19 protein-coding genes are annotated in these 23,073 nt (G+C 32.4%); 14 read left to right on the plus strand and 5 right to left on the minus strand.

Annotated elements, in window-relative coordinates; all coding sequences use genetic code 11:
• Nucleotides 1-8: 8 nt before the first annotated feature.
• Complete coding sequence (locus Z054_RS0103165; RefSeq protein WP_024768645.1) at nt 9-1,124, plus strand: PQQ-dependent sugar dehydrogenase; 1,116 nt, start codon at nt 9-11, stop codon at nt 1,122-1,124.
• Nucleotides 1,125-1,143: 19 nt separating this feature from the next.
• A complete protein-coding gene (locus Z054_RS0103170; protein WP_024768646.1) occupies nt 1,144-1,608 on the plus strand; it encodes a c-type cytochrome in 465 nt (154 codons plus the stop codon).
• A 264-nt stretch (nt 1,609-1,872) separates the two neighbouring features.
• Here the strand turns inward: Z054_RS0103170 and Z054_RS29860 are convergent, their stop codons facing one another.
• The 3 genes from Z054_RS29860 to Z054_RS0103195 form a co-directional block, all read right to left on the minus strand.
• Nucleotides 1,873-2,718, minus strand: coding sequence for a M12 family metallopeptidase (locus tag Z054_RS29860; RefSeq protein ID WP_024768647.1), 846 nt, complete (start codon nt 2,716-2,718; stop codon nt 1,873-1,875).
• A 917-nt stretch (nt 2,719-3,635) separates the two neighbouring features.
• Nucleotides 3,636-4,475: a M12 family metallopeptidase gene (locus tag Z054_RS0103185; protein ID WP_024768648.1), complete on the minus strand. Its 840-nt coding sequence runs from the start codon at nt 4,473-4,475 to the stop codon at nt 3,636-3,638.
• Nucleotides 4,476-5,103: 628 nt separating this feature from the next.
• A complete protein-coding gene (locus Z054_RS0103195) occupies nt 5,104-6,000 on the minus strand; it encodes a helix-turn-helix domain-containing protein (RefSeq protein WP_161635237.1) in 897 nt (298 codons plus the stop codon).
• Nucleotides 6,001-6,239: 239 nt separating this feature from the next.
• On the opposite strand from Z054_RS0103195, the gene Z054_RS0103200 reads away from it, so the two are divergent.
• The 10 genes from Z054_RS0103200 (at nt 6,240) to scpA (ending at nt 17,255) form a co-directional block, all read left to right on the plus strand.
• On the plus strand, nt 6,240-6,977 hold the full coding sequence (locus Z054_RS0103200) for a hypothetical protein (protein ID WP_024768650.1): 738 nt from the start codon (nt 6,240-6,242) through the stop codon (nt 6,975-6,977).
• 52 nt (nt 6,978-7,029) lie between these two features.
• Complete coding sequence (locus Z054_RS0103205) at nt 7,030-8,301, plus strand: MFS transporter (protein WP_024768651.1); 1,272 nt, start codon at nt 7,030-7,032, stop codon at nt 8,299-8,301.
• Nucleotides 8,302-8,305: 4 nt separating this feature from the next.
• The gene (locus Z054_RS0103210) at nt 8,306-9,880 is read left to right on the plus strand and encodes a glycoside hydrolase family 3 protein (protein WP_241461383.1); all 1,575 of its coding nucleotides are present in this window, start codon (nt 8,306-8,308) and stop codon (nt 9,878-9,880) included.
• 6 nt (nt 9,881-9,886) lie between these two features.
• Nucleotides 9,887-10,969, plus strand: a complete 1,083-nt coding sequence (locus Z054_RS0103215) for an anhydro-N-acetylmuramic acid kinase (RefSeq protein WP_024768653.1) — start codon at nt 9,887-9,889, stop codon at nt 10,967-10,969.
• Nucleotides 10,970-11,087: 118 nt separating this feature from the next.
• Nucleotides 11,088-11,696: a uridine kinase gene (gene udk, locus Z054_RS0103220; RefSeq protein WP_024768654.1), complete on the plus strand. Its 609-nt coding sequence runs from the start codon at nt 11,088-11,090 to the stop codon at nt 11,694-11,696.
• An 83-nt stretch (nt 11,697-11,779) separates the two neighbouring features.
• Entirely contained in the window at nt 11,780-12,094 is a 315-nt protein-coding gene (locus tag Z054_RS0103225; protein WP_051473670.1) for an FtsB family cell division protein, read from the plus strand.
• Nucleotides 12,087-13,454 carry a methylmalonyl-CoA mutase subunit beta gene (locus Z054_RS0103230; RefSeq protein ID WP_024768656.1) on the plus strand — a complete coding sequence of 456 codons (1,368 nt, stop codon included), beginning with the start codon at nt 12,087-12,089 and terminating at the stop codon, nt 13,452-13,454. The genes Z054_RS0103225 and Z054_RS0103230 overlap by 8 nt, the downstream gene beginning before the upstream one ends.
• A 66-nt stretch (nt 13,455-13,520) precedes the next feature.
• Nucleotides 13,521-14,165 carry a hypothetical protein gene (locus Z054_RS0103235; protein ID WP_024768657.1) on the plus strand — a complete coding sequence of 215 codons (645 nt, stop codon included), beginning with the start codon at nt 13,521-13,523 and terminating at the stop codon, nt 14,163-14,165.
• A 266-nt stretch (nt 14,166-14,431) separates the two neighbouring features.
• Nucleotides 14,432-15,001, plus strand: a complete 570-nt coding sequence (locus Z054_RS0103240) for a hypothetical protein (protein WP_024768658.1) — start codon at nt 14,432-14,434, stop codon at nt 14,999-15,001.
• Between the two features lie 121 nt (nt 15,002-15,122).
• The gene (gene scpA, locus Z054_RS0103245) at nt 15,123-17,255 is read left to right on the plus strand and encodes a methylmalonyl-CoA mutase (RefSeq protein ID WP_024768659.1); all 2,133 of its coding nucleotides are present in this window, start codon (nt 15,123-15,125) and stop codon (nt 17,253-17,255) included.
• Between the two features lie 3 nt (nt 17,256-17,258).
• Here scpA and Z054_RS0103250 read toward each other — a convergent pair whose 3' ends face one another.
• Entirely contained in the window at nt 17,259-19,037 is a 1,779-nt protein-coding gene (locus Z054_RS0103250; RefSeq protein WP_084050081.1) for a carboxypeptidase-like regulatory domain-containing protein, read from the minus strand.
• A gap of 150 nt (nt 19,038-19,187) precedes the next feature.
• Nucleotides 19,188-20,996: a carboxypeptidase-like regulatory domain-containing protein gene (locus Z054_RS0103255; protein ID WP_035090462.1), complete on the minus strand. Its 1,809-nt coding sequence runs from the start codon at nt 20,994-20,996 to the stop codon at nt 19,188-19,190.
• A gap of 289 nt (nt 20,997-21,285) precedes the next feature.
• On the opposite strand from Z054_RS0103255, the gene Z054_RS0103260 reads away from it, so the two are divergent.
• Both Z054_RS0103260 and Z054_RS0103265 read left to right on the plus strand, forming a co-directional pair.
• A complete protein-coding gene (locus Z054_RS0103260) occupies nt 21,286-22,167 on the plus strand; it encodes an SDR family oxidoreductase (RefSeq protein ID WP_024768662.1) in 882 nt (293 codons plus the stop codon).
• A gap of 141 nt (nt 22,168-22,308) precedes the next feature.
• Nucleotides 22,309-23,073, plus strand: a complete 765-nt coding sequence (locus Z054_RS0103265) for a ParA family protein (RefSeq protein WP_024768663.1) — start codon at nt 22,309-22,311, stop codon at nt 23,071-23,073.

Consider the following 23,073-nt stretch of genomic DNA (forward strand, 5'->3'; position numbering starts at 1 on the left):
AAAAATCTATGAAATTCTCGTCATTTCTTATCTTTCTAACCATTGTGTTTTCGGCTTGCGCACAGCAACAAAAAGAAAATGACATTACCTTAGAAGATGATCCTAAAAACTATACAACAGAAGTTGTTGTTCCTGATTTGCAAATCCCATGGGGAATGGCTTGGTTGCCTGATGGCAGTATGCTCATTACAGAAAAAAGTGGAGAATTGATCCATTTTAAAAATGGTAATAAAACCTCGATTGGCAATGTCCCAGAAGTATATAATCGTAATCAAGGCGGGTTGTTGGATATAGAGCTACATCCTAAATATAAAGAAAACGGATGGCTATACATCACTTATTCCTCTAAAGAAGGTACCGAAAAAGGTGGTAACACAGCTTTGATTAGAGCCAAACTAGAAAACAATCAACTGACCAATATAGAAAAACTCTATAAAGGAACACCCAATACTACAAAAGGGCATCATTTTGGATCACGAATAGAATTTGATAATGAAGGATACCTATATTTTTCTATTGGAGATCGTGGTAATAGAGATGTAAACCCTCAAGATATTACTAAGGACGGAGGAAAAATATACCGCCTTAATGATGATGGATCTATCCCTAAAGACAACCCTTTTGTTACCAAAAATGGAGCAAAAAAAGCTGTTTTTTCTTATGGCCATCGCAATCCACAAGGAATGGCAATACATCCCGATGGTACAATCTGGGTTCATGAACATGGTCCTAAAGGTGGTGATGAAATTAATCCAATCATAAAAGGTACAAACTATGGGTGGCCAGTAATCACTTATGGTATTAATTATAGTGGTACATCTATTACAGATATCACTAAAAAAGAAGGAATGAAACAGCCAATATATTATTGGGTTCCTTCTATCGCTCCTAGCGGAATGGATTTTATTACAAGTGATATCTATCCCCAATGGAAAAACAACCTATTAGTAGGTTCATTAATATTTCAATATCTTGAACTGGTAGAATTAACCGATACTAAAGTTACAGGACGAAAAAAATTACTCGATGGTATGGGGCGTATTCGTAATGTAAGGCAAGGACCAGATGGATTTATCTATGTCGCAGTAGAAAATAAAGGTATTGTGAAAATAATTCCGAATTAAATTAGAAACATGTAAACGCATGAAAAAATATTTAAAACGCTTCTTCGTAATAGAAATTACCATATTGATCATAAGTATTTCACTTGTTGCGCAACAAGAAAAATCAGATCCCGAATATATTCTATATCCTGTATCAAAAATTCAAGATGCTAAACTATCAGAAAGTATAGCTCGTGGAAACGAAATTTATACTGATTTTTGTATGCAATGCCATCTTCCTGATGGAAAAGGATCTCCTAATGTATTTCCGCCTTTGGCAGGATCAGACTGGTTAGTTAATAAACGAAAAGAAAGCATTTATTCTATCAAATATGGGTTAAATGGTCCTATCAAAGTTAACGGAAAGACTTATAATAGTGCGATGACGTCATTAGGTCTTGAAGACGAAGAAATTGCAGATGTAATGAATTACATTATGAATAGTTGGGGTAATACCCAGAAAAAAATGGTTACCGTTGAAGAAGTTGGTAAAGTTGAAAAATAACATCAATTATTTTTCTTTATCATCCTCTTACTCTGTATTTCTTGTTATGGGATTACAGCTTTTGATGTAACAATAGTAATCCGTTTGTGAATTTTGAATAAATAAGGTTATCTGAAAAGTAAATTTGTTGTGAAATTTCACGTTTTTAACACCAGCTATTGATGATAAAATTTAAACAATACGTTAGTTTTTGATTTAATTTTCAGATAACCTTGTTTTAATTAAAAAAATAACAACAATTATCTAAATAATGATGATTAAAGTTTAACGATAATATGCATTGATACAAGCAATATCACCACTACTTAAATAGTTTCTACCACTTTCTATCGCATTATTAAAAGGTCTACCCGTACTGATGCTTACCATATCAGATACTCCATTTCTAGTTCTAGAAGGATATAACATAATCGAATTCCAGTCAAAACGCCCATAATTATTTCCAGTTTTTCTAAAGTTACTACGGCTATCACTAGGAATTGCATTCCAATTTATACGAATATGTCGATCTCGATCTGGTCTTGAATGCTCATGGTGTAAACCAATAGTATGTCCTAATTCATGAATAGCTACACCGAGATTATTTCTACCTAAAGAGAAACTTTGTCTTCCACCAGCCATACCAACAGTAGCATAATTACCTCCTCTTGCATCGGTAAATATGTTAACATAATTACCACGACCTTGAACGAATCTAATTCGCGTTCTGCTCGAAATGTGTCTCATAGCACTTAAAACAGTATTTCTTTTGGATGAAGAAAAACCTGAAGCAAACTGATAATATATGGTACGATTAGCCCATCTCCTTGCTCCTGCCCAATTTGCCTTTACCCCCTCTTGATCACTTAAAAACTCAGATAGGTCTGTTTCAGAAACTACTATATCTCCATTATAAAGATATTCTCCATTTCCTAAATCTCCTACTGCCACTTCTTCTCCATTAACTTTTAAAATAGTTGTAGGAACATGATTATTAAACAAGACTTCTTTAGCCTCGGTATCTTCCCCTATTGCCGTTTCTACGGGAGCTTCATTCTCTTCTTGTTTTTCACAAGAAAAACAAAGAGTAGCCAAAAAGGCCATTGATAAAATTAATTTAATTGATTTCATTTTTAGTTAAGTTTGTGAGTTAAAAAAAATAATTATTGTTATTTTCTTAATATTTGTGTTAAATCGCAGTAAAACTATATGAACAAAAAACCAAATAAAAGGTAAATGTCGATATAAAAATGGTAAATATCGAAATGATGTAAATATTGGGTTTTGAAATTATTTGGAGTCAATCCTATCTATTTTTTGAAATATTCTACAAAGTTAGTAGGCTCTTTAAAACCAATTAAAAAAGTTAGCTCTGTACTTTTAACAGAATGTATTAGTTTTCTTTTTGGTTCTAAGATCACAAATCCGTCAGCAAATAGCTCTAGTATCAAGTCCAACGTCATTACACTAAGAACTTAAACTACTGATTTAAAATTTATTAATAACTAACTCTGGCCTACGCCGGAATACAAAATGACTAAAAAACAATGCTTTTTGCTTGTCATTCCAGCGTAGGCTGGAATCCTTGGTCAAAGTATAGGAATGTTTTTTTACAGATACTTAACTTATACCATTTCTTATATGAAATTACTGTAATCTGAATTGAATTATTTTTGGTTCAGGTAAAAAAGAAAATTCAGGTATAGCATAGCTATCGATGCATTTTATTTTGAAACATGGAGTAAAAAGAAACAATTTTAGCAGGTAATTTTATATAAGAAAGGTATTAATAACCAAAAAGATACAGCTTAACGAAAGAACATTGGAAGAAAGCCTTCGGAGTATTTTGAAACTTCACGTTTTCAAACTTTAAACATTTACTGATGCGATCAACACCCTGTATATCAATATTTAAAAAAACAAAAAAAATAGCTGTCTAAAGAATAGATTTCCAATCTCAAACTAAATGTTCGATTTTTAGGTCTACTTTTCAGACAACTATTTTTAAAAAAAACAATAATTATTTATATATAAATAATTATTAAAATTTAACGGTAATATCTATTAATACAAGCAACATCTCCACTACTTAAAGTAGCACTATTTGAGAATAATGAAGTAGTAATAGGCTGACCATTACTTCGTCGAACCATTTCGTATCCACCACCTCTACTAACCGTAGGATACAGCATAATTGATCTCCAGTCAAAGCTTCCGACATTTTGCCCTTTTTTACGATAATCGCTGTGAAAATTTTGAGGAATATTATTATAATTTACTGTTACGTAACTATCACGATCTCTTCTTTGATGTTCATGATACAAACCAATAGTATGCCCCAATTCATGAATTGCAATACCAAGTCTATTGGTTGATATAGAAAGGCTTTGTGCCCCTCCCCTCATACCAACAGTAGCATAATTAGTTCCATTTCCTGAGGTGAAAATGCTAACATAATTACCACTACCACGGCCTTGAACAAACCTAACACGTGTTCTGCTAGAGATATGTCTCATAGCTCTTAGCATAGTACTTCTACGTCCTGAAGACAAACCTTGGGCGAACTGATAGTAAATCGTATTGTTAGTCCATCTTCTTTGGCCTCCCCAATTCGCTTTTTCATCATCACTTAAAAAACTAGACAATCCTTCTTTTGTAAATGCCATATCTCCATTAAAAAGATATTCTCCATTACCAAGATCACCTACTCGTACTTCTTCTCCATTAATTTTTAAAACAGTAGAAGGTACATTATCATTAGTTATTAGACCATGTTCTTGATCTGTTGTTGCCTCTACAGGCATAGTATTAGTTTCCTCTTGTTTCTCACAAGAAATAAACAGGGTAGTTAACAAAGCCCCTGATAAGATTAATTTAATTGATTTCATTTTATTCTAAAGTTGAAGGTTAACAAATAATTATTGTCATTCTTTGTGTTAAATCGTTACAAAACTAACCAACGTAACAAACAAACAAAAGGTGGATATTGGCATAAAAATGGTAAATATTAATAAAAATGATAATACGAGTATTGGCTCTTAAAGTTATTTGAGATTAAGCCTATCCATTTTTTAAAATTATACCAGTTCTGATTTGAATTTGCTCATAAGAAAAATATCAGATTTTTAGTTTAGGCGAAAAAGAAAAAACGAGCATAGCCTTAGTTACGGTTATTTTTTATGTTGAAGCATCAAGTAAAAAGACATGTTTTTATTGGGTGAATTCAAGTTAGAAATGGTATTAGTAGCCTCTTTAACGCCGATTAAAAAAGCTAGCTCTGTACTTTTAATACAATGTATTAATTTTCTTTTTGCTTCTAAAATCACAAAATCGTCAAAAAAATAATCCTAGAGACAAGTCTAGCGTCATTAAATTAAAGATTTAAGCTATTGATTAAAGTATAGGAATATTTTGCAAACAGTGACTTAATAATCAAGAGGATAAAGTTCAACAAAAGGATATTGGAGGCAAGTTCACGAGACGTTTAGATGAATATTGATGTAAAAATGGTGAATATTAAATAAGATGGTGGTATGAATATTGGCTCTTAAAGTTGTTTGGGGTCAAGCCTGTCAATTTTTTAAAATATTTCACAAAATTAGTAGCCTCTTTAAAACCTATTAAAAAAGCTAACTCTGTACTTTTAATATTAGAGTTTATTAATTTTCTTTTTGCCTCTAGGATCACAAATCCGTCAATGAATTGTTTTGCAGTAATCCCAATCGTTTCTTTACAAACGATATTTAAGCGCATATAGGTTATATTTAAATGTTCTGCATAAAAATCAGCGTTTCTACTAATTATATAATCTCTTTCTAAAGCCGTTATAAACTTTAGAAATAGCACTATACTCTCAGAATATTTTCCAGAAAAAGTCTGACCCCTTTTTATTTGTTCTACTTTAGAAAGTATGATAGTATACAAAGAAAATATAGTATCACTCTTATTATAACCATCTGCCTCTTTATAATATTCTTTATATAAGAGTTTTATATAATCCCCAATATTAGAACTTTCATTAACTTGAAGTATTGGCTTAAATAGATGAGGAGCAAATAAACGTATAATAGTTTCCTTAGATAAATCATTAAGTCGCATCTCAAAAAAGTCTTTTGTGAAAAGCAAAATAAAACCTTTCACATTTTCTTTAAACCTAAATGCATTTACCTGACCTTTAGCCAAATACACCAAGTTGTTTTTTTCAACCTTATGCCATACATAATCTACTAAATGTTCTGTTTCTCCTTCTGTATAATAAGCTAATAAATAAAATTCTAATTTATGTGGTGTTTCTGGAAAAGAAGATATCACACCACGATACTTTTGTATTAGATCTTCTATTAATAAGACTTCAATTCCATTTGCCCTAGGGTAACTAGGCTCGTATTTTGCGTATGGTATCTCTTCATTCATAATCATTAGAAGGTTTAAAATAACATTCTAGGCTAAGAGTAAATCACTGTATTTTAGCTAATACCGCTATAATTGATCAAACCCGATTAAAAATAAATTTTCTTATTTAGGAAATAACCCCTAAATGTATAAAACTACAAGTCTATTGTGTATAACATAACAATCTAATCATATGCTACGTTAGTATTACTTTATTATATTGCAACTCAAAAAAAGCTTTTACTAATTAAACATGACATATGAAATTCTTAGCATTCATTTCTGTATTTCTAATCATGTCCCATGGTAATGCCCAAGAAAATCCCAACACATATAGGTTTAGTTATAAATCAGAACTTTATAAGGGTACCAGATTTGATATCACTACAAAATTAAGAGCGCTAAAGAATAACTCATGGTTTACAAACATCCCTGAAGAAAAACAGGTAGAACTTGCTGGCTTATTTAAAAGAGTAAAAGATCAACCAATACCTAGATTATACCGAAAGGATGCCATTGTATTTCTTGATGCATTGTATGCGTATGAAGAGTTCTTAACCATATATGATAATGCACTTTATGAAGTAATCCAGCACCTGAAACACGATATGCGTCGTCTTGATTTTAAATTCGAAAGGCAATTTACCAAAGCTAAAATACAATTAAATCGTACACAGAAGGAAGCAAAAAATAATATAGAACGCATAGACCTCCTAAGGAAAGATTTTCATGATACTCAAATAAAACTAGTTAGCCATAGATGGATGAAGAAAAAAATGGAAAAGTATAACGGTATGAGTGCAGTTAAAAAGCCAGATAAATTAATCAAAGAGTTTAAAAAGGCTGAAGCAATGAATATCTTCACTATGATTGAAGAAAAAAAAATGGACAAAATCAATTCGTATCTTGTAGATCAAATCATTGATTTCTTTTATAAAAAGTCGCTCCCAGAGATAGATCTGGATAAGCTAGAACTAGATTATATCGATAAAATATAAATCAGGTATTACTAATAATTTATAAGTATCTTTCTTTCCTTAATAACAATTCATGACAGAACCTAATAAAGACAAAAACGCCTGGGCTTGGGTGCCTTCATTATATTTTACAGAAGGATTACCATATGTGATTATCATTACGTTTTCTGTAATCATGTATAAAAAACTAGGAATTAGTAATGCTGATATTGGATTGTATACCAGTTGGCTCTACCTTCCTTGGGTTATAAAACCACTATGGAGCCCGTTTGTAGATATTAAAAGTACTAAGCGTAATTGGTTTTTAGGTATGCAACTCCTTATTGCTATAGCATTTTTGGGAGTAGGTTTAACGATCCCTACCAATAATTTCTTTGTCCTTAGTCTTTCTTGTTTCTGGATAGCCGCATTTGCATCGGCCACAAACGATATTGCTTCTGATGGATATTACCTTATTAGCCTTACACAAAAAAAACAGTCCTTTTTTTTAGGAGTACGCAGTACTTTTTATCGCTTGGCTATGGTAACAGGACAAGGATTAATTGTAGTACTTGCTGGTTTTTTAGAGGGGTATTACGGTAATAATCAAAAAGCATGGTCTTATACCATGATTATCACTGCCGTTTTCATGATTCTATTAACAGTAATCAATCTTTTTGCAACTCCAAAAGTGGAAAATGAAACCGAGGATTCTAAAGATAATCCAATACGTTTCTTAGATGTTTTTAAGACCTTCTTTCAAAAAAAACAAATAGGTATTGTTCTCGCGTTTATTCTTCTTTACAGATTAGGAGAATCCCAATTGGTAAAAATGGCTTCTCCCTTTTTATTAGATCAGAAAGAAGCTGGTGGATTAGCATTATCTACTACCGAGGTAGGTACTATTTATGGTACATTTGGAATTATAGCCTTAACCATAGGAGGAATTCTGGGAGGTATTGCTATTTCGATATATGGATTAAAAAAATGGATGCTTCCAATGATTTTAGCTTTAAACCTGCCTAATGTATTGTATGTTTTGTTAAGCTTCTGGGAATCATCTTCTGTAGTATCTGTTACATTAGTTGTTATTATTGAGCAATTTGGATATGGATTTGGGTTTGCTGCTTATCTTATGTTTTTGATATATGTAGCAGAGGGTGTTTCTAAAACTTCTCATTATGCAATCGCAACAGGGTTTATGGCTTTAGGTATGATGTTGCCAGGTATGATTAGTGGTTTCATCCAAGAGGTTCTTGGATATACCGGATTCTTTATTTGGGTTGCCATTGCCGCAATCCCTGGCATTATCCTTACTCGATACATCCAATATCCCGCTACTTACGGAAAGAAAGACAAAAATTAAATTAATGCAAGTAATGAATCTATCCAACCTTTCTAAAACCGAAAAAATTGGCCAGTTTTTCTTTCCTGCTGCATTTATTAATGATACGGATCAAGAAATAAAAGAAGTCGAAAAATTAATACTAGATTATAAAGTAGGAGGTCTTACCTTTTTTCATAGTAGAGCCAGTGCTGCTACCAACTTTGAGGACAAGAAAAAAGTGATTCGAAATGAAGATAGTGCTAAACGACTAGCAGAACTTATAACACATTATCAAAACATAGCTCCTACCCCACTACTAATTAGTATTGATGCAGAATGGGGATTGGCAATGCGTGTAGAAAATACCCCTCAATATCCTTATGCCATAACATTAGGAGCAATACCCGATGATCAATCAGATTTGATTACCGAAGTAGGGAAATACACAGGAAATGATCTTAAAAGTATAGGAATTCACCTCAATTTAGCTCCTGTTGCCGATATTAATGTCAACCCCAATAATCCTGTAATCGGTTATCGTTCTTTTGGTGAAAAAAAAGAACAGGTTACTCTTAAATCCTTAGCATTTTACAAAGGACTTAAAGCTTCAGGGGTTTTAGGCTGTTTTAAGCATTTCCCAGGACATGGGGATACTGCTGTAGATTCACACCTTGGGCTTCCAGTAATCTCTAAATCTAGACAAGAATTATATGATGAAGAACTGTATCCATTTATAAAAGCAATAGCATCGGGAATTGATAGCATTTTAATCGGACATCTGGCTGTACCTTCTTTAACCAAAGGAAAAAATATATCCGCTACTTTGTCAAAAGATATTATTAAAGGAGTATTAAGAAATGAATTGGGTTTCGAAGGTGTTGTTATTTCTGATGCCCTTAATATGCATAGTGTTTCTAAATTATATCCCGAAAAAGGAATATTAGAATGGAAAGCATTTGATGCAGGTAATGATATTCTATGTTTTGCAGAGCATGTAGCAGAAGGTATTCGTACCATAGAAAAAAATGCAACTGACGAGCAAATTGAAGAAAGTTTTACAAGAATTCAAAAGCTTAAAAAAGATGCATTTGAAAAGAATATCTCGAAGCCTACTTTTGATCCTGAAAAAGAAGCTTCTTTAAATAGTAACATCGCTAAAGCATCACTCACTCATTATAAGTCGGATAAAGAAAGTTTTGAAAAATTTAATATCGAAAGTTTTGAAGCTGTAGTTATAGGAAATAGTAAAAATTGTACCTTTTTCGAAGAAATTAAACAATACAAACAGTTTAATAAATCAAGATATACCCAATCTTTTTCTACTACCATTTCTGGTAATAATATTCTTATAGCATTGTTTCCACCTTCAATAAAACCAATACATGAGTTTGGTATAGACCCAGAGATACTGCAAGCTATAGAAAAGCTAAGTACCACAAAAAATGTAACTTTATATTTGTTTGGTAATCCATATGTTTTGAGAATATTACAAACTAAAAATATAAATAACATAGTACTTGTATATCAGAATTTTAAAACTTTTCAAGAGGTAGGAGCCAAACACTTTCTTGGGCAACATAAAGCCATTGGTCTATCTCCTGTACAACTTTCAATATAAAAAGATATGAGTTCGGTTAAAAATCAATACACTGCAATCGGTTTAATGTCTGGGACTTCTCTAGACGGATTGGATATTGTTTGTTGCTCATTTGAGAAGAAAAATGATACCTGGATATTCTCTATTATTAATACTGATAGTATTGATTATGATGTTACTTTTAAAGAGCAATTAAAAAACACAGTACATCTCGAACCAACGGCTTTATTGACTTTTCATAACGAATATGGAAGTTGGTTGGGTAATCAGGTAAAAAAATTCATGAATCAAAACAACATTCAGGTAGATTTTGTAGCCAGCCATGGTCACACTGTTTTTCATCAACCCGAGATTGGATTAACATATCAAATAGGATCTGGACAACATCTGGCCAATGTATGTGGGCAAAAGGTAATCTGTGATTTTAGAACCAATGACGTTGCTCTGGGTGGCCAGGGAGCTCCTCTAGTTCCTATAGGTGATCAGTTATTATTTGATCAATACGATTTTTGTCTTAATCTGGGCGGAATTAGCAATATCTCTTTTAATAGTGGGAGAAAAAGAATTGCCTATGATATTTCGCCTGCCAATATGCTACTTAATTTTATTTGTTCGACTATAGATAAAGCATATGATAAAGGTGGGGCGATCGCTAGAACAGGTACCTTAAATCCTGCCTTACTAGATACTTTAAATAATCTATCGTATTATAAGCTTCCGTTTCCAAAATCTTTGGGATATGAATGGTTTACCGAAGAAATGATTCCAATTATTGTTCATAATCAGGATACTACAGAAAATCTTTTACATACAGCTGTTCACCATATTACTACTCAAATAGCAGATGCAATTAAAAAAACTAAACATAAAAACAGTTCTATACTGGTAACCGGTGGTGGCGCAAAAAATGATTTTCTTATCCAAATATTGCAACAAAAATTAGACGGTTTTGCGACAGTAGTTATTCCATCAGAAGAGATTATTGATTTTAAAGAAGCACTGATCTTTGCTTTTATGGGAGTACTTAGAGAAAGAAATGAAATAAATTGCCTGCAATCTGTTACCGGAGCCAGAAAAGATTCTTCCTCTGGAGTCCTATATCATCCGTGATAAAATCTCTTGTATATTTCTTTGATCCGACAAAAGGTACACTATAACTTTTACGACAATAGAAATTTGATGCGCAATTACTCAAAAACAATCTTTAAATTTGTCAAAAAAATCAGAAATGCTAATTATCGGTATCGCCGGAGGAACAGGCTGTGGAAAAACTACTGTTGTCAATCAAATTGTAAATGAATTACCAGAAAATGAAGTTTGTGTCATATCACAAGACTCATACTATAAAGATACAAGTCATCTCGCGTACGAAGAACGAGTTAAAATAAACTTTGATCATCCACAATCTATAGATTTCGAACTATTAGGTCAACATTTGACCGCACTTAGAAAAGGCGAAACAATAGAACAACCTGTATATTCTTTTGTAGAACATAATCGCACTAGCGAAACTGTTAGTACAGCGCCAAGCAAAGTAATCATCGTTGAAGGAATTTTAATACTTACCAACCCAAAAATCCGGGAAATGTTTGATATCAAAATATATGTACAAACAGATAGTGATGAACGACTAATACGAAGACTTAAAAGGGATATAGCAGAGCGTGGACGTGATATGGATGAAGTTTTGGATCGATATCAAAACACATTAAAACCTATGCATCAACAGTTCATTGATCCAACCAAAGAATTTGCTGATCTTATTATACCCAACAACAACTATAATAATGTAGCTATTGATATTGTACGTACCATTATTAAAGAACGCTTGAATTAACTTTTGTACCTTTACAACGAATATTATTCTCAATTAGATTGAAGTTAAAACAATATTTTCAGAAACTAAAAAATAAACCGGCGTTGATCCCGATATTTGCCATATTTTTAAATAAATATGTGCTCATTATTCTGTTATTTATAGTTTGGATGCTGTTTTTTGACACGAATTCCTGGTTGATTCATAGAGAATTAGATGAGGAAATCCAGGAGCTTGAAGATAATAAAGAATACTATATGAAGGAGATTGTAAAGGATCAGAAGGATATTAAAGTATTAAAAGACAGTAGCGAGCTTGAAAAATTCGCAAGAGAAGAATATTTTATGAAGCGAGATAATGAAGAAATATACATTATTGAGTATGAAGATAGTGTACCTAAAAACAAAAAAGATGACTAAATCCCTATTCGATGGTTTTGAAAAAGTTTCTGCAAAACAATGGAAACAAAAAATTCAATTTGATCTCAAAGGTGCAGATTATAATGAAGCATTGATTTATAAATCTTTAGAAGGCATTGATATAAAACCTTTTTACAATGAGGAGGACAGTATCGAAAACGGTTCTGTATCTCATCCTTCTACTTGGAAAAATTCTGTAAAAATAGTAGTTAGTACAGCAATTATTGGTAACCAAAAAGCTCTGGAAGCTATTAAAAAAGGTGCCGAAAGTATTCATTTTGTGATCTCACAAGAAGATATTGATCCAAAAAGTCTTTTACAACATATTACTTCTGATACCTCTGTTTTTATAGAAACTGAATTTCTTTCTTCTTCTTATGTTCAAAAACTAAATGATATTGCCAAAGAAATTAATCTAAGTATCTATATATTAACAGATATTATTAATAATCTGGCAAGTACAGGAAACTGGTATAAGACATTAAAAGAAGATCATGCTTCATTAGATCAAATCACTAAGAATAAACATCTTAAAAACAGTATTAGTATTAATATAGGGTTGTATCAAAATGCTGGTGCTACAATGGTACAACAATTAGCATATGGATTAGCTCATGCCAATGAATACTTAAATCATTTTGAAAACGCTACAAGTACACTTTTAGAAAAAACACCTGTAGTTTTTAAAGTTGCGGTAGGTGGTAATTACTTTTTTGAAATAGCTAAACTAAGAGCTCTTAGAATATTATGGAGCACTTTGGCTCCAGAATATAGCGCTACAACAGAGTGTCATATTTTAGCATATCCATCACATAGAAACAAGACCATTCTGGATTATAACGTAAATATGTTACGTACTACTACAGAATGTATGAGTGCAATATTAGGAGGTGCCGATACCATTCAAAATCTACCTTATGACGATATTTATCATCTCGAAAATGATTTTGGAACGAGAATTTCGTTAAATCAACTTTTAATTCTAAAAAACGAAAGCTACTTTGATCTGGTTGCTAATCCCGCTTCAGGATCCTACTATATTGAGAGTTTAACAAAACAAATGGCCGATAAGGCATTATCAATATTTAAAAATATTGAAGAAGGCGGTGGTTTCCTGAACCAGTTAAAATCAGGGGTTATTCAGAAAAAAATAAAAGAGAGTGCCGAAAAAGAGCAAGAATTATTCGATAATCAAGAAATTATATTAACAGGGACCAATAAATATCAAAATCCCGAAGAACATATTCCAGAATTTCAAAAACCGGTATTTCCAGATAAAAGAGTTCGAAAAACACTTTTATCTCCAATAATAGCAAAAAGATTGCCTCAGGAAATAGAAAGAAAAACCGTGAACTCATAGCATAAGTCGTTAATTTTTCGTACTTTACAAGGAAGCAACACTTTTTTATAACTAAATATTAATCTCATGCCCCTAAAGATTAAATATACGGTTGTATTATTTTTTTTAGTTCTATTTATATGTACTACAGGTAATACTCAAACCACCGAACAAAATTTTGACTGCCTCAAGATTGACAATCAAGGATTACTAAAACAATCTTTTGATTCCTTTGAAAAAGATTTATTTCATCATTATAAATTTAACAATGACACCATAAGAACGTACCAAACGTTTCTTAATGAAGTATATAGCTTATCCATAAACCTAAGAGAGCTTCCTTCTAAGAATTCTATACGACTAGCGCGTATATACAAGAAAAAAGCTACCGACAGAAATTCTCTTTGGGTTTTACTAAGTCAATATGATGAAGAAATGGTAGCTTCAAAAAATACTTCTGGCCCAAAAACTACTCAACAAAAAGAAGAAGAAGTTTTGACATTTAATTATCGTGGTGGGTTTATTCAATGCTTAAAAAACAATAGCAATAGCGAAGGATTTAAGGATATTGTAAATACTTTAGAGCTTGATGGTAATGTAAGTCCATCTCTAATCGCACAAAGATTGCATGATTTACCAAGAGAAGAATTTAACACTCATGAGGTAAAAAGTTTCATCGCTTTTGATATCTATTATTCTATTTTGCTAGTAATAGAGAAAGCATTTGGGTAATTACCTAAGAAAATATAACACCTATACATAAGTCGTTTAAGGTGTTACCTCCTATTTTATTTCATATTGAATTTCACAAAAAACAACGGCAATAATTTCGGATTTAAGAAAAAAACACAATAAAACGTTAATATTTGCTAACTAATTGTTAACTTCCCGGCTGAATTATAAAATTTAGCCTATACATTAACATTACTAAATCTAAATCAATGCCCCTGAAGATTAGATCTAGAATTATAGTCATAACTTTATTTATATGCATAAAGGTGACTTATTCTCAGTCTGGTTATGACTGCCTTAGTGTAGATGAAACCGGTATCATAAAAAAAGCATATGATTCTTTTGAGAATGACCTATTTGCTCACTATAAATTTGGCACAGACTCTATAAAAACCTATCGAACTTTCTTAGCCGAGGTTGCCAGTTTATCAATTGACTTAAGAAAACTCCCCTCTGATAACTCTATTAAACTCGCTCGAGAATTCAAAAAGATTGCTAATAATAAAACCTCTCTTTGGATCAAATTAAGCGAATACGAAAATCAAGAAGCTGTAAAAAAGTCTACACCCACTACAAGTAAAAAAAATGGAGAAGAAATCTTAATTTTCAATTATAGAGGTGGATATATTCAATGCCTTAAAAACACAAGTGATAGCGATGACTTTAAAGATATTATTTCTACTCTCGAAGAAGATGGTAATGTTAGTACTTCATTAATTTCGCAAAGAATCTATTATATTCCGGACAAAGAATTTTGTGCAATAGAAATAAAAAACTTTATAGCTTTTGATGTATATTACTCTATCTTAATGGTTATCGAAAAGGCATTTAAGTAATTTTTTTACTATTCTCTAAAAACTTAAACTCGAATCCGTTTTTTTTTAATAAAAATCGTTTTTAAAACCTTAATTTTATAGCCTTGTTAATTTATCATTTTAAAAAATGAGGTTTTGAGTAATGAATAGAAAAGACGTACAACATATCCAGTTATCAAAAGAAGTTACCCTTGATAAACAGCAACAGATTTCTACATTTACTACTTCAGAGGGAGTTGATATAAAATCCTTTTACGAAAAAGATGATATTAGTGATGTAGATCATCTTAATTTTTCTGCTGGAGTTCCTCCCTATTTACGTGGTCCATATTCTACAATGTATGTTCGTAGACCTTGGACAATACGACAATATGCAGGTTTTTCTACTGCAGAAGAAAGTAATGCTTTTTATCGCAGAAACCTTGCTGCGGGACAAAAAGGACTATCTGTAGCTTTTGATCTGGCTACACACCGTGGATATGACAGTGATCATGAACGTGTGTTTGGTGATGTAGGTATGGCCGGAGTAGCGATCGATACAGTAGAGGATATGAAAGTTCTATTTGATCAGATTCCACTCGATAAAATGTCTGTTTCTATGACTATGAACGGAGCTGTTTTACCCATTATGGCATTTTATATTGTAGCTGCAGAAGAACAAGGTGTAGATAAAAATCTACTTTCTGGAACTATTCAAAATGATATCTTAAAAGAGTTCATGGTACGTAATACTTACGTTTACCCTCCCGCTCCATCTATGCGAATCATTGGTGATATTTTTAAATATTGCTCTAAGAATATGCCAAAATTTAACCCTATAAGTATCTCTGGTTACCACATGCAGGAAGCTGGTGCTACCTGTGATATCGAATTGGCATACACATTAGCAGATGGATTAGAGTATATTAGAAAAGGGATTGAAGCAGGTATGGATGTCGATTCATTTGCACCACGTCTTTCTTTCTTTTGGGCAATTGGCATGAATCATTTTATGGAAATTGCCAAAATGCGTGCTGCACGCATGCTATGGGCCAAATTGATCCAGCAGTTTAATCCAAAAAACCCAAAATCTTTAATGCTCCGTACGCATTGTCAAACCAGTGGATGGAGTCTTACTGCACAAGATCCATTTAATAATGTGGCTCGTACTTGTATAGAAGCAAGTGCTGCTGCTTTTGGTGGAACACAGAGTTTACACACCAATGCACTAGATGAAGCCATTGCACTGCCTACAGATTTTTCTGCAAGAATTGCCAGAAATACACAAATATACCTACAAGAAGAAACTCAGATTACCCGCACAGTTGATCCATGGGCAGGGAGTTATTATGTAGAATCCCTAACTAACGATATTGCCGAAAAAGCGTGGAAGCTTATTGAAGAAGTAGAAGAACTTGGAGGAATGACCAAAGCTATTGAAGCAGGAATTCCAAAAATGAGAATAGAAGAAGCTGCCGCACGTAAACAAGCTAGAATCGATAGCGAACAAGATATAATCATAGGAGTTAATAAATTTAAACTAGAAGAAGAAGAGGCTATTAATACTCTAAAAGTAGATAATCAAGCTGTGAGAACCCAGCAAATAGAGGGGCTTAATAAAGTAAAAGCTTCTAGAGATGAGAAGGCTGCACAAAAAGCATTACATAATTTAACTATAGCAGCGACTAATGAAAGTCAAAATTTATTAGCTTTAGCAGTAGAAGCCGCAAGACTGAGAGCTACGTTAGGAGAAATCAGTGATGCCTTAGAAAAAGAATTCGGAAGATATAAAGCAGAAATCAAATCATTTACGGGTGTGTATGCAAAAGAAATAAAAGATGATGCATCTTTTAATAAAGCAAGAGAATTAGCAAATCAATATGCTAAATTAGAAGGTCGCAGACCAAGGATTATGATTGCCAAAATGGGACAAGACGGTCATGATCGTGGTGCAAAAGTAGTTGCGACCAGTTATGCCGATGTAGGTTTTGATGTAGATATTGGTCCGCTATTTCAAACCCCTGTTGAAGCTGCAAAACAGGCTGTAGAAAATGATGTACATATCGTGGGAGTATCTTCACTTGCAGGAGGCCACAAAACTTTGGTTCCTCAAATTGTCGAAGAGCTTAAAAAATATGGACGAGAAGACATAATGGTTATTGTTGGTGGTGTTATCCCCCCTGATGACTACGATGTTCTCTTTGAAGCAGGTGCAGTTGCTATTTTTGGACCAGGAACAAAAATAAGTGATGCGGCAATCACCATTTTAGAGATTTTAATTTCTGTATTTAAGTAGGTATTATCTAAATATTGAGTTAAACTTAAACAGTTGTATCTTATAGTTATAGCTTTTAAGTTTAAACAGTTTTATACGATTTGTTTGATTTTCTCTTCCCCAATTCTTGTAAACTGTTGCTTTTAAATATGTGGGAGCATACTTTTTATTTCCTAGATAAGTGATATTTATAAGCCACTCTCCTTTACCTAAATCATAAATGAAAAATTCATCAGAAGAATACCCTTTTAGTTTCTCATCTGAAATACGATCACTATTTTTTGCCCAAGAATGCTCATAAGCAAAAGAATTTAATTGAGGATCTACAAATTCTAATAAGAATTCTGCCTCAGAGGTGTTCCATTCAAAAACAACACGAACATCACTGGTTAACGTTTCTTCTTCCTCTTTCTTAATCTTAAAAACTTCTTTAATTTTTGCTTCCTCTTTTTTTTGTGTATACAAGTATTTCATTTCATTATAAACAACTTGCTCTATACCCTTCTCTTCTAATTTAAAACCTCTACGCAAATATCGCATATACATATCCCAAGCATTCTGATACTCTTTGTTTTCTGAATACACATTAGCTAAGTCGCGAAATGATTGCGCATAAGATGGTCTTAAATGAATAATCTTATTATAAACATGCAAAGCTTTCAACTTTTCACCTAATTCCTGGTATTTGTATGCAAGAGCTTTAAGTGCTTCTGCATTTTTATCAAACATCTTTTCCATATCTGACAGCACTAACAAGGATAGTTTGTTGTTTTCTTTTTCTTGCCTAAAGTAATTAGCTACATCAAGATAAAAACTTGATGAATTTTGATACTTTGTAGATAGAGCTTTATAGGTTTCATACACTTTTTTTTCGCTGATATTCGAATCTATTTTCTCTAAGACACCTATAATATTAGATCCTTTATCAATATAGGGAAAAGCATTATTTTGATACTGATTTTCATTGGTTCCAAGCTTTGTTTTAAGTGTTTTATGCAACATTGAACTCTTTGTTGTAACAACAATAACTCCTCCTGCTCCTCTTGTTCCATATTTTGTTCTTGCCGCAACAGATCTAAGTACGGCTACATATGCAATATCATTCAAATCAATATGGGGTGCTTCCTCATAAACAAAGCCATCAACATCCCAAATTGCCAGTCCACTTCCTTCATTAAACATAGTATAAACTCTAGGTAAAATTCTAACTCTTTTTTTACCATGTCCCACTGTCATACCTTCATTACCTACAGGATCCGAACCTTGATAGACGATACCATAAATTGGAATACGTCCCCTAATCGCTTCTATTAAATCAATAGCTCCTACATTAAGATCTTCTCCTTTTACAATTTTAGAAGCAAATGGTGAACTTCTTAGATCAATTTCCCCATATGCTGTTTTCAGTTTAGATAATTTAGGCTTATTCTTCATAGAATGTTTCTCATGACGATTAGTTTTAACTAATACTTCATCTAGCGTATTGACATCTTCGATCATCTTTATATTAAGAAACTGAGTGACATCTTCTACAATAACTTCTATTGTTTTTTTTCCTACAAAAGAAAAATAAATGACTTCTTTTTCTGAAGCTTCTATATAATAATATCCATTTTCATCAGTAATAGTTCTTCTATTTTTATCTTGTATTGAAACATTTACATTCTTTAGAGGGATATTATTTGAAGTAACATATCCATAGATTTTATTTAGGTTTGATTTAGACTGAGCAAAAAGGGTAGACTCCCCCATTGTCATCATGATTAAAATCATCAAAAAAGCTGAGTGTTTTTTTGTGGACATTATGAGTAGAATTAAATGAAAAAATCAACCTTATAAAGGTTATTTTGAATTTGATTTTAATTCATTTTTTAACTCCACAAAGATTTTGCCGTATTTATACATAAAGACGACAAACAGTAATTTTTATGTTTTTATTAACTATTTAAGCAATTAATATTCTGAACTAGGTAGTTTTGAGTTCAATTTTAATAGTCCCATTTTATAATTTTTTCTTTTGAGTTTAAAAAGTTTGACCTCTTTGGTTTGATTGATCTTACCCCAATTTCTATATACCGAAGCTTTTACATAAGAAGGTTTATCCTTTTTATTTCCTAAATAAGTTATATTAATAAACCAATTCCCCTCGGTCAAATCATAAAGATAAAATTCATTAGAAGAATATCCTCTCTGCTTTTCATCCATAATACGTTTACTATCCTTTTCCTGAGAATGTTCAAAATTAAACGCTCTAGATTGGGGATCAACAAATTCTATTGCAAACTCTGCTTCAGAGGTATCCCATTCAAACACTAAACGAATATCGCTTTTTGAATTTTGCAATCCCAATCCTTTAATCTCAGAATTTTCTTTAATACCAGCTGCTCCCTTTTTTAATGTGTATAAATATGCCATCTCACTATATACCATTTTTTCAATCCCTTCTTCAAGTATATAATTACCTTCTCGCAAATATTGAAGATACATATTCGAGGCTTTTTTATATTGTTTATTCTCTGTATATGCATTTGCCAGATCCCTATAGGATTGTGCATAAGATGGTCTTAATTCTACAAGCTTGGTATACACATCAACAGCTTTTTGATGTAAACCACGTTCCTGATATGTATATGCAATAGCTTTCAATGCTTCTGGGTCATTCGTAAAAATATCTTGAGCATCAGATAGCACCTGTGATGATAGAGAATTATTGTTTTTCTCCGTTTTAAAATATTTAGAAACATCCAGGTAAAAACTAGGAGTTTCTATATAATTAGAGGAAAGTCCCTGAAAAAATTTAGATAATGTTTTATGATCAGAAATTGTATCCAGAGTGGCAAGGAAGGAGATCTTAGATTCTGCCGAGGTATAAGGAACAGCTCCATTACCATTTTGTTTTCCTTTTTTCTTCTTTCTTTTTTTTCCTTTTTTTTGTTTTACAGATTTAACTCCTATGGTTCTTACAACGATTACACCACCTGATCCCCGCATGCCGTATTTTGCAGTTGCGGACACGGATTTTAGTACTGTAACTTTATCAATATCTCCTACAGCCAAGTTAGGAGGGTATTCGTATACAGTACCATCAATATCCCAAACAGCTAAACTTTCCTCTGGATTTGAAATAGACAAATTAGGCACTATTCGTACTCTACCGTTTTCAATACTTAGATATTTTACAATACCACTTAATGTTTCAATTAAACTGGTTCCCTGAACTGTAAGTTCTTTACCTCTAATCTTTTTTATTCTTCCATAAGAGACACTCTTTTTATTGATTTCCCCATAAGAAGTTGTTATTGTAGACTCCTCTTCTTCCCCATAACGATTCTTCTTTTTATTAGTCTTAAGTACTACTTCTCCAAGTTCATTTAACTCATCAACCATAGCAATATTTAGACGTCTAGTCACGTCTTCAACAATAATTTCAACCGGCTTCATACCAACAGAAGAGAACTGTATAATTTCTTTCTCTGAAGCTTTAATTTTATAATATCCTTTCTTATTTGTAGTTGTTTTCACATCTGTATTCTTCACTACGACATTTACATTTTTAATAGGAGAATCATTATAAGTTACATATCCCGAAATTTCTTTTGGGTTTGATCTGGGCTGACCAAAGACAGAAGCACTATTCCCTATGATTACTGTAAAAAATAAGATTTTAAAAGCTAAACGTCTTTTAAAAATAATTTCGCTAATAAAATCAACATTATACGTTGCTATTCTGTACAGTGATAGTTGTTTAATTTTTGTAATCATAATTTCAATAATATATTCCTTTTCCCTAATAATACATACCAAAAATAGTGGTAGTGTTTTTATAAAAATACACAAAAATAATTAGGCAATGTTATGAGAGTATGACGCATGACTTTTCTAATGATTATAGGTAATCACAATAATTAGATAATTATTTTTTAATCCCGCACTACTTTAAGCATTATAAATAATAGTATTTTAGCTAAACATTAAAAAGAAAACAAAAATAAACTATGCATGCATAGTTTATGGTTATAACTTGTTATCTTAGCAGAATACTGATACAAATATGAATTATAAAGATAAAATGCTTCGTGATGGAGCACTAAAAGGAAAAAATATCGTTGTTACCGGTGGGGGTAGCGGATTAGGTAAATCTATGACGAGATATTTTCTAGAACTTGGAGCCAATGTTGCCATTACTTCACGTAATCTAGAAAAATTGCAAAATACGGCCAAAGAGCTAGAATCCGAAACAGGTGGTACCTGTTTACCGGTGCAATGTGATGTAAGAGAATATGATCAGGTAGAAGCAATGAGAGACAAGGTTCTTGAAGCTTTTGGTTCGGTGGACGTGTTACTTAATAATGCTGCAGGAAATTTTATTTCTCCTACAGAGCGTTTATCACATCGTGCATTTGATATCATTATTGACATTGTGTTAAAAGGTACCAAAAACTGTACACTTGCTTTTGGAAAACACTGGATTAAAAATAATTACAAAAATACTGTTGTTCTAAATATCGTAACAACATATGCCTGGACAGGTTCGGCGTATGTAGTACCAAGTGCTACTGCAAAAGCAGGAGTTTTGGCAATGACTCGATCATTAGCTGTAGAATGGGCAAAATATGGAATGCGTTTTAATGCGATCGCTCCGGGTCCTTTTCCTACAAAAGGAGCATGGGACCGCCTTTTACCAGGAGATTTAAAAGATAAGATTGATATGGCTAAACAAGTGCCTTTAGCTCGTGTAGGGGATCATCAGGAACTTGCTAATCTTGCGGCTTATTTGGTATCCGATTTTTCTGCCTATGTAAATGGCGAGGTTGTTACATTAGATGGTGGTGAATGGCTAAAAGGAGCAGGGCAATTTAATCTTCTTGAACAAATTCCTGAAGAAATGTGGGATCAACTAGAAGCAATGATCAGAGCAAAAAAAAATAAATAAGTATTTATTAACAATAATAAAAGTACGTTAGACCATCCTTAAAGGGGGATGGTCTTTTTTATTTCCTACTGTTAACATTTTTCATTTTTATAATATATAATAAATTGTATTTTTATCGCTACTAAATCCAAATCTCCCCTCATGGGTAAAATAATAGCAATTGCAAATCAAAAAGGTGGTGTAGGTAAAACTACCACCTCTGTAAACTTAGCGGCTTCTCTAGGTGTTTTAGAGAAAAAAGTACTCCTGATCGATGCAGATCCACAGGCCAATGCAACTTCTGGACTAGGGTTAGATGTTGATACTATTGAAAAAGGGACGTATCAAATTCTAGAGCATACCATAAAGCCTGAAGATGCAATTTTAGAAACCAATTCTCCTAATGTGCATATTATCCCTGCACATATTGATTTGGTTGCAATAGAAATAGAGCTTGTTGATAAAGAGCAACGTGAGTATATGATGAAAAAAGCAATCGAAGGGCTAAAGTCAAAATATGACTATATCCTCATAGATTGTGCACCTTCTCTCGGCTTGTTAACTCTAAATGCATTAACTGCTGCTGATTCGGTAATGATTCCTATTCAGTGTGAATATTTTGCATTAGAAGGACTAGGAAAACTTTTAAATACAGTAAAAAGCATACAAAAAATCCATAATAAAAATTTGGATATCGAAGGGTTATTGTTAACGATGTATGACTCTAGATTAAGATTATCTAATCAGGTAGTAGAAGAAGTTCAAAAACACTTTAATGAAATGGTGTTTAAAACTATCATTCAGAGGAATATTCGTTTAAGTGAGGCTCCAAGTTATGGTGAAAGCATAATTAATTATGATGCTTCTAGTAAAGGTGCCAGTAATTACTTAAGTTTGGCACACGAAATTATTAAGAAAAATAGTTAA

It is taken from the genome of Aquimarina macrocephali JAMB N27 (genome assembly GCF_000520995.1).
In the GTDB taxonomy this organism is placed as follows: domain Bacteria; phylum Bacteroidota; class Bacteroidia; order Flavobacteriales; family Flavobacteriaceae; genus Aquimarina; species Aquimarina macrocephali.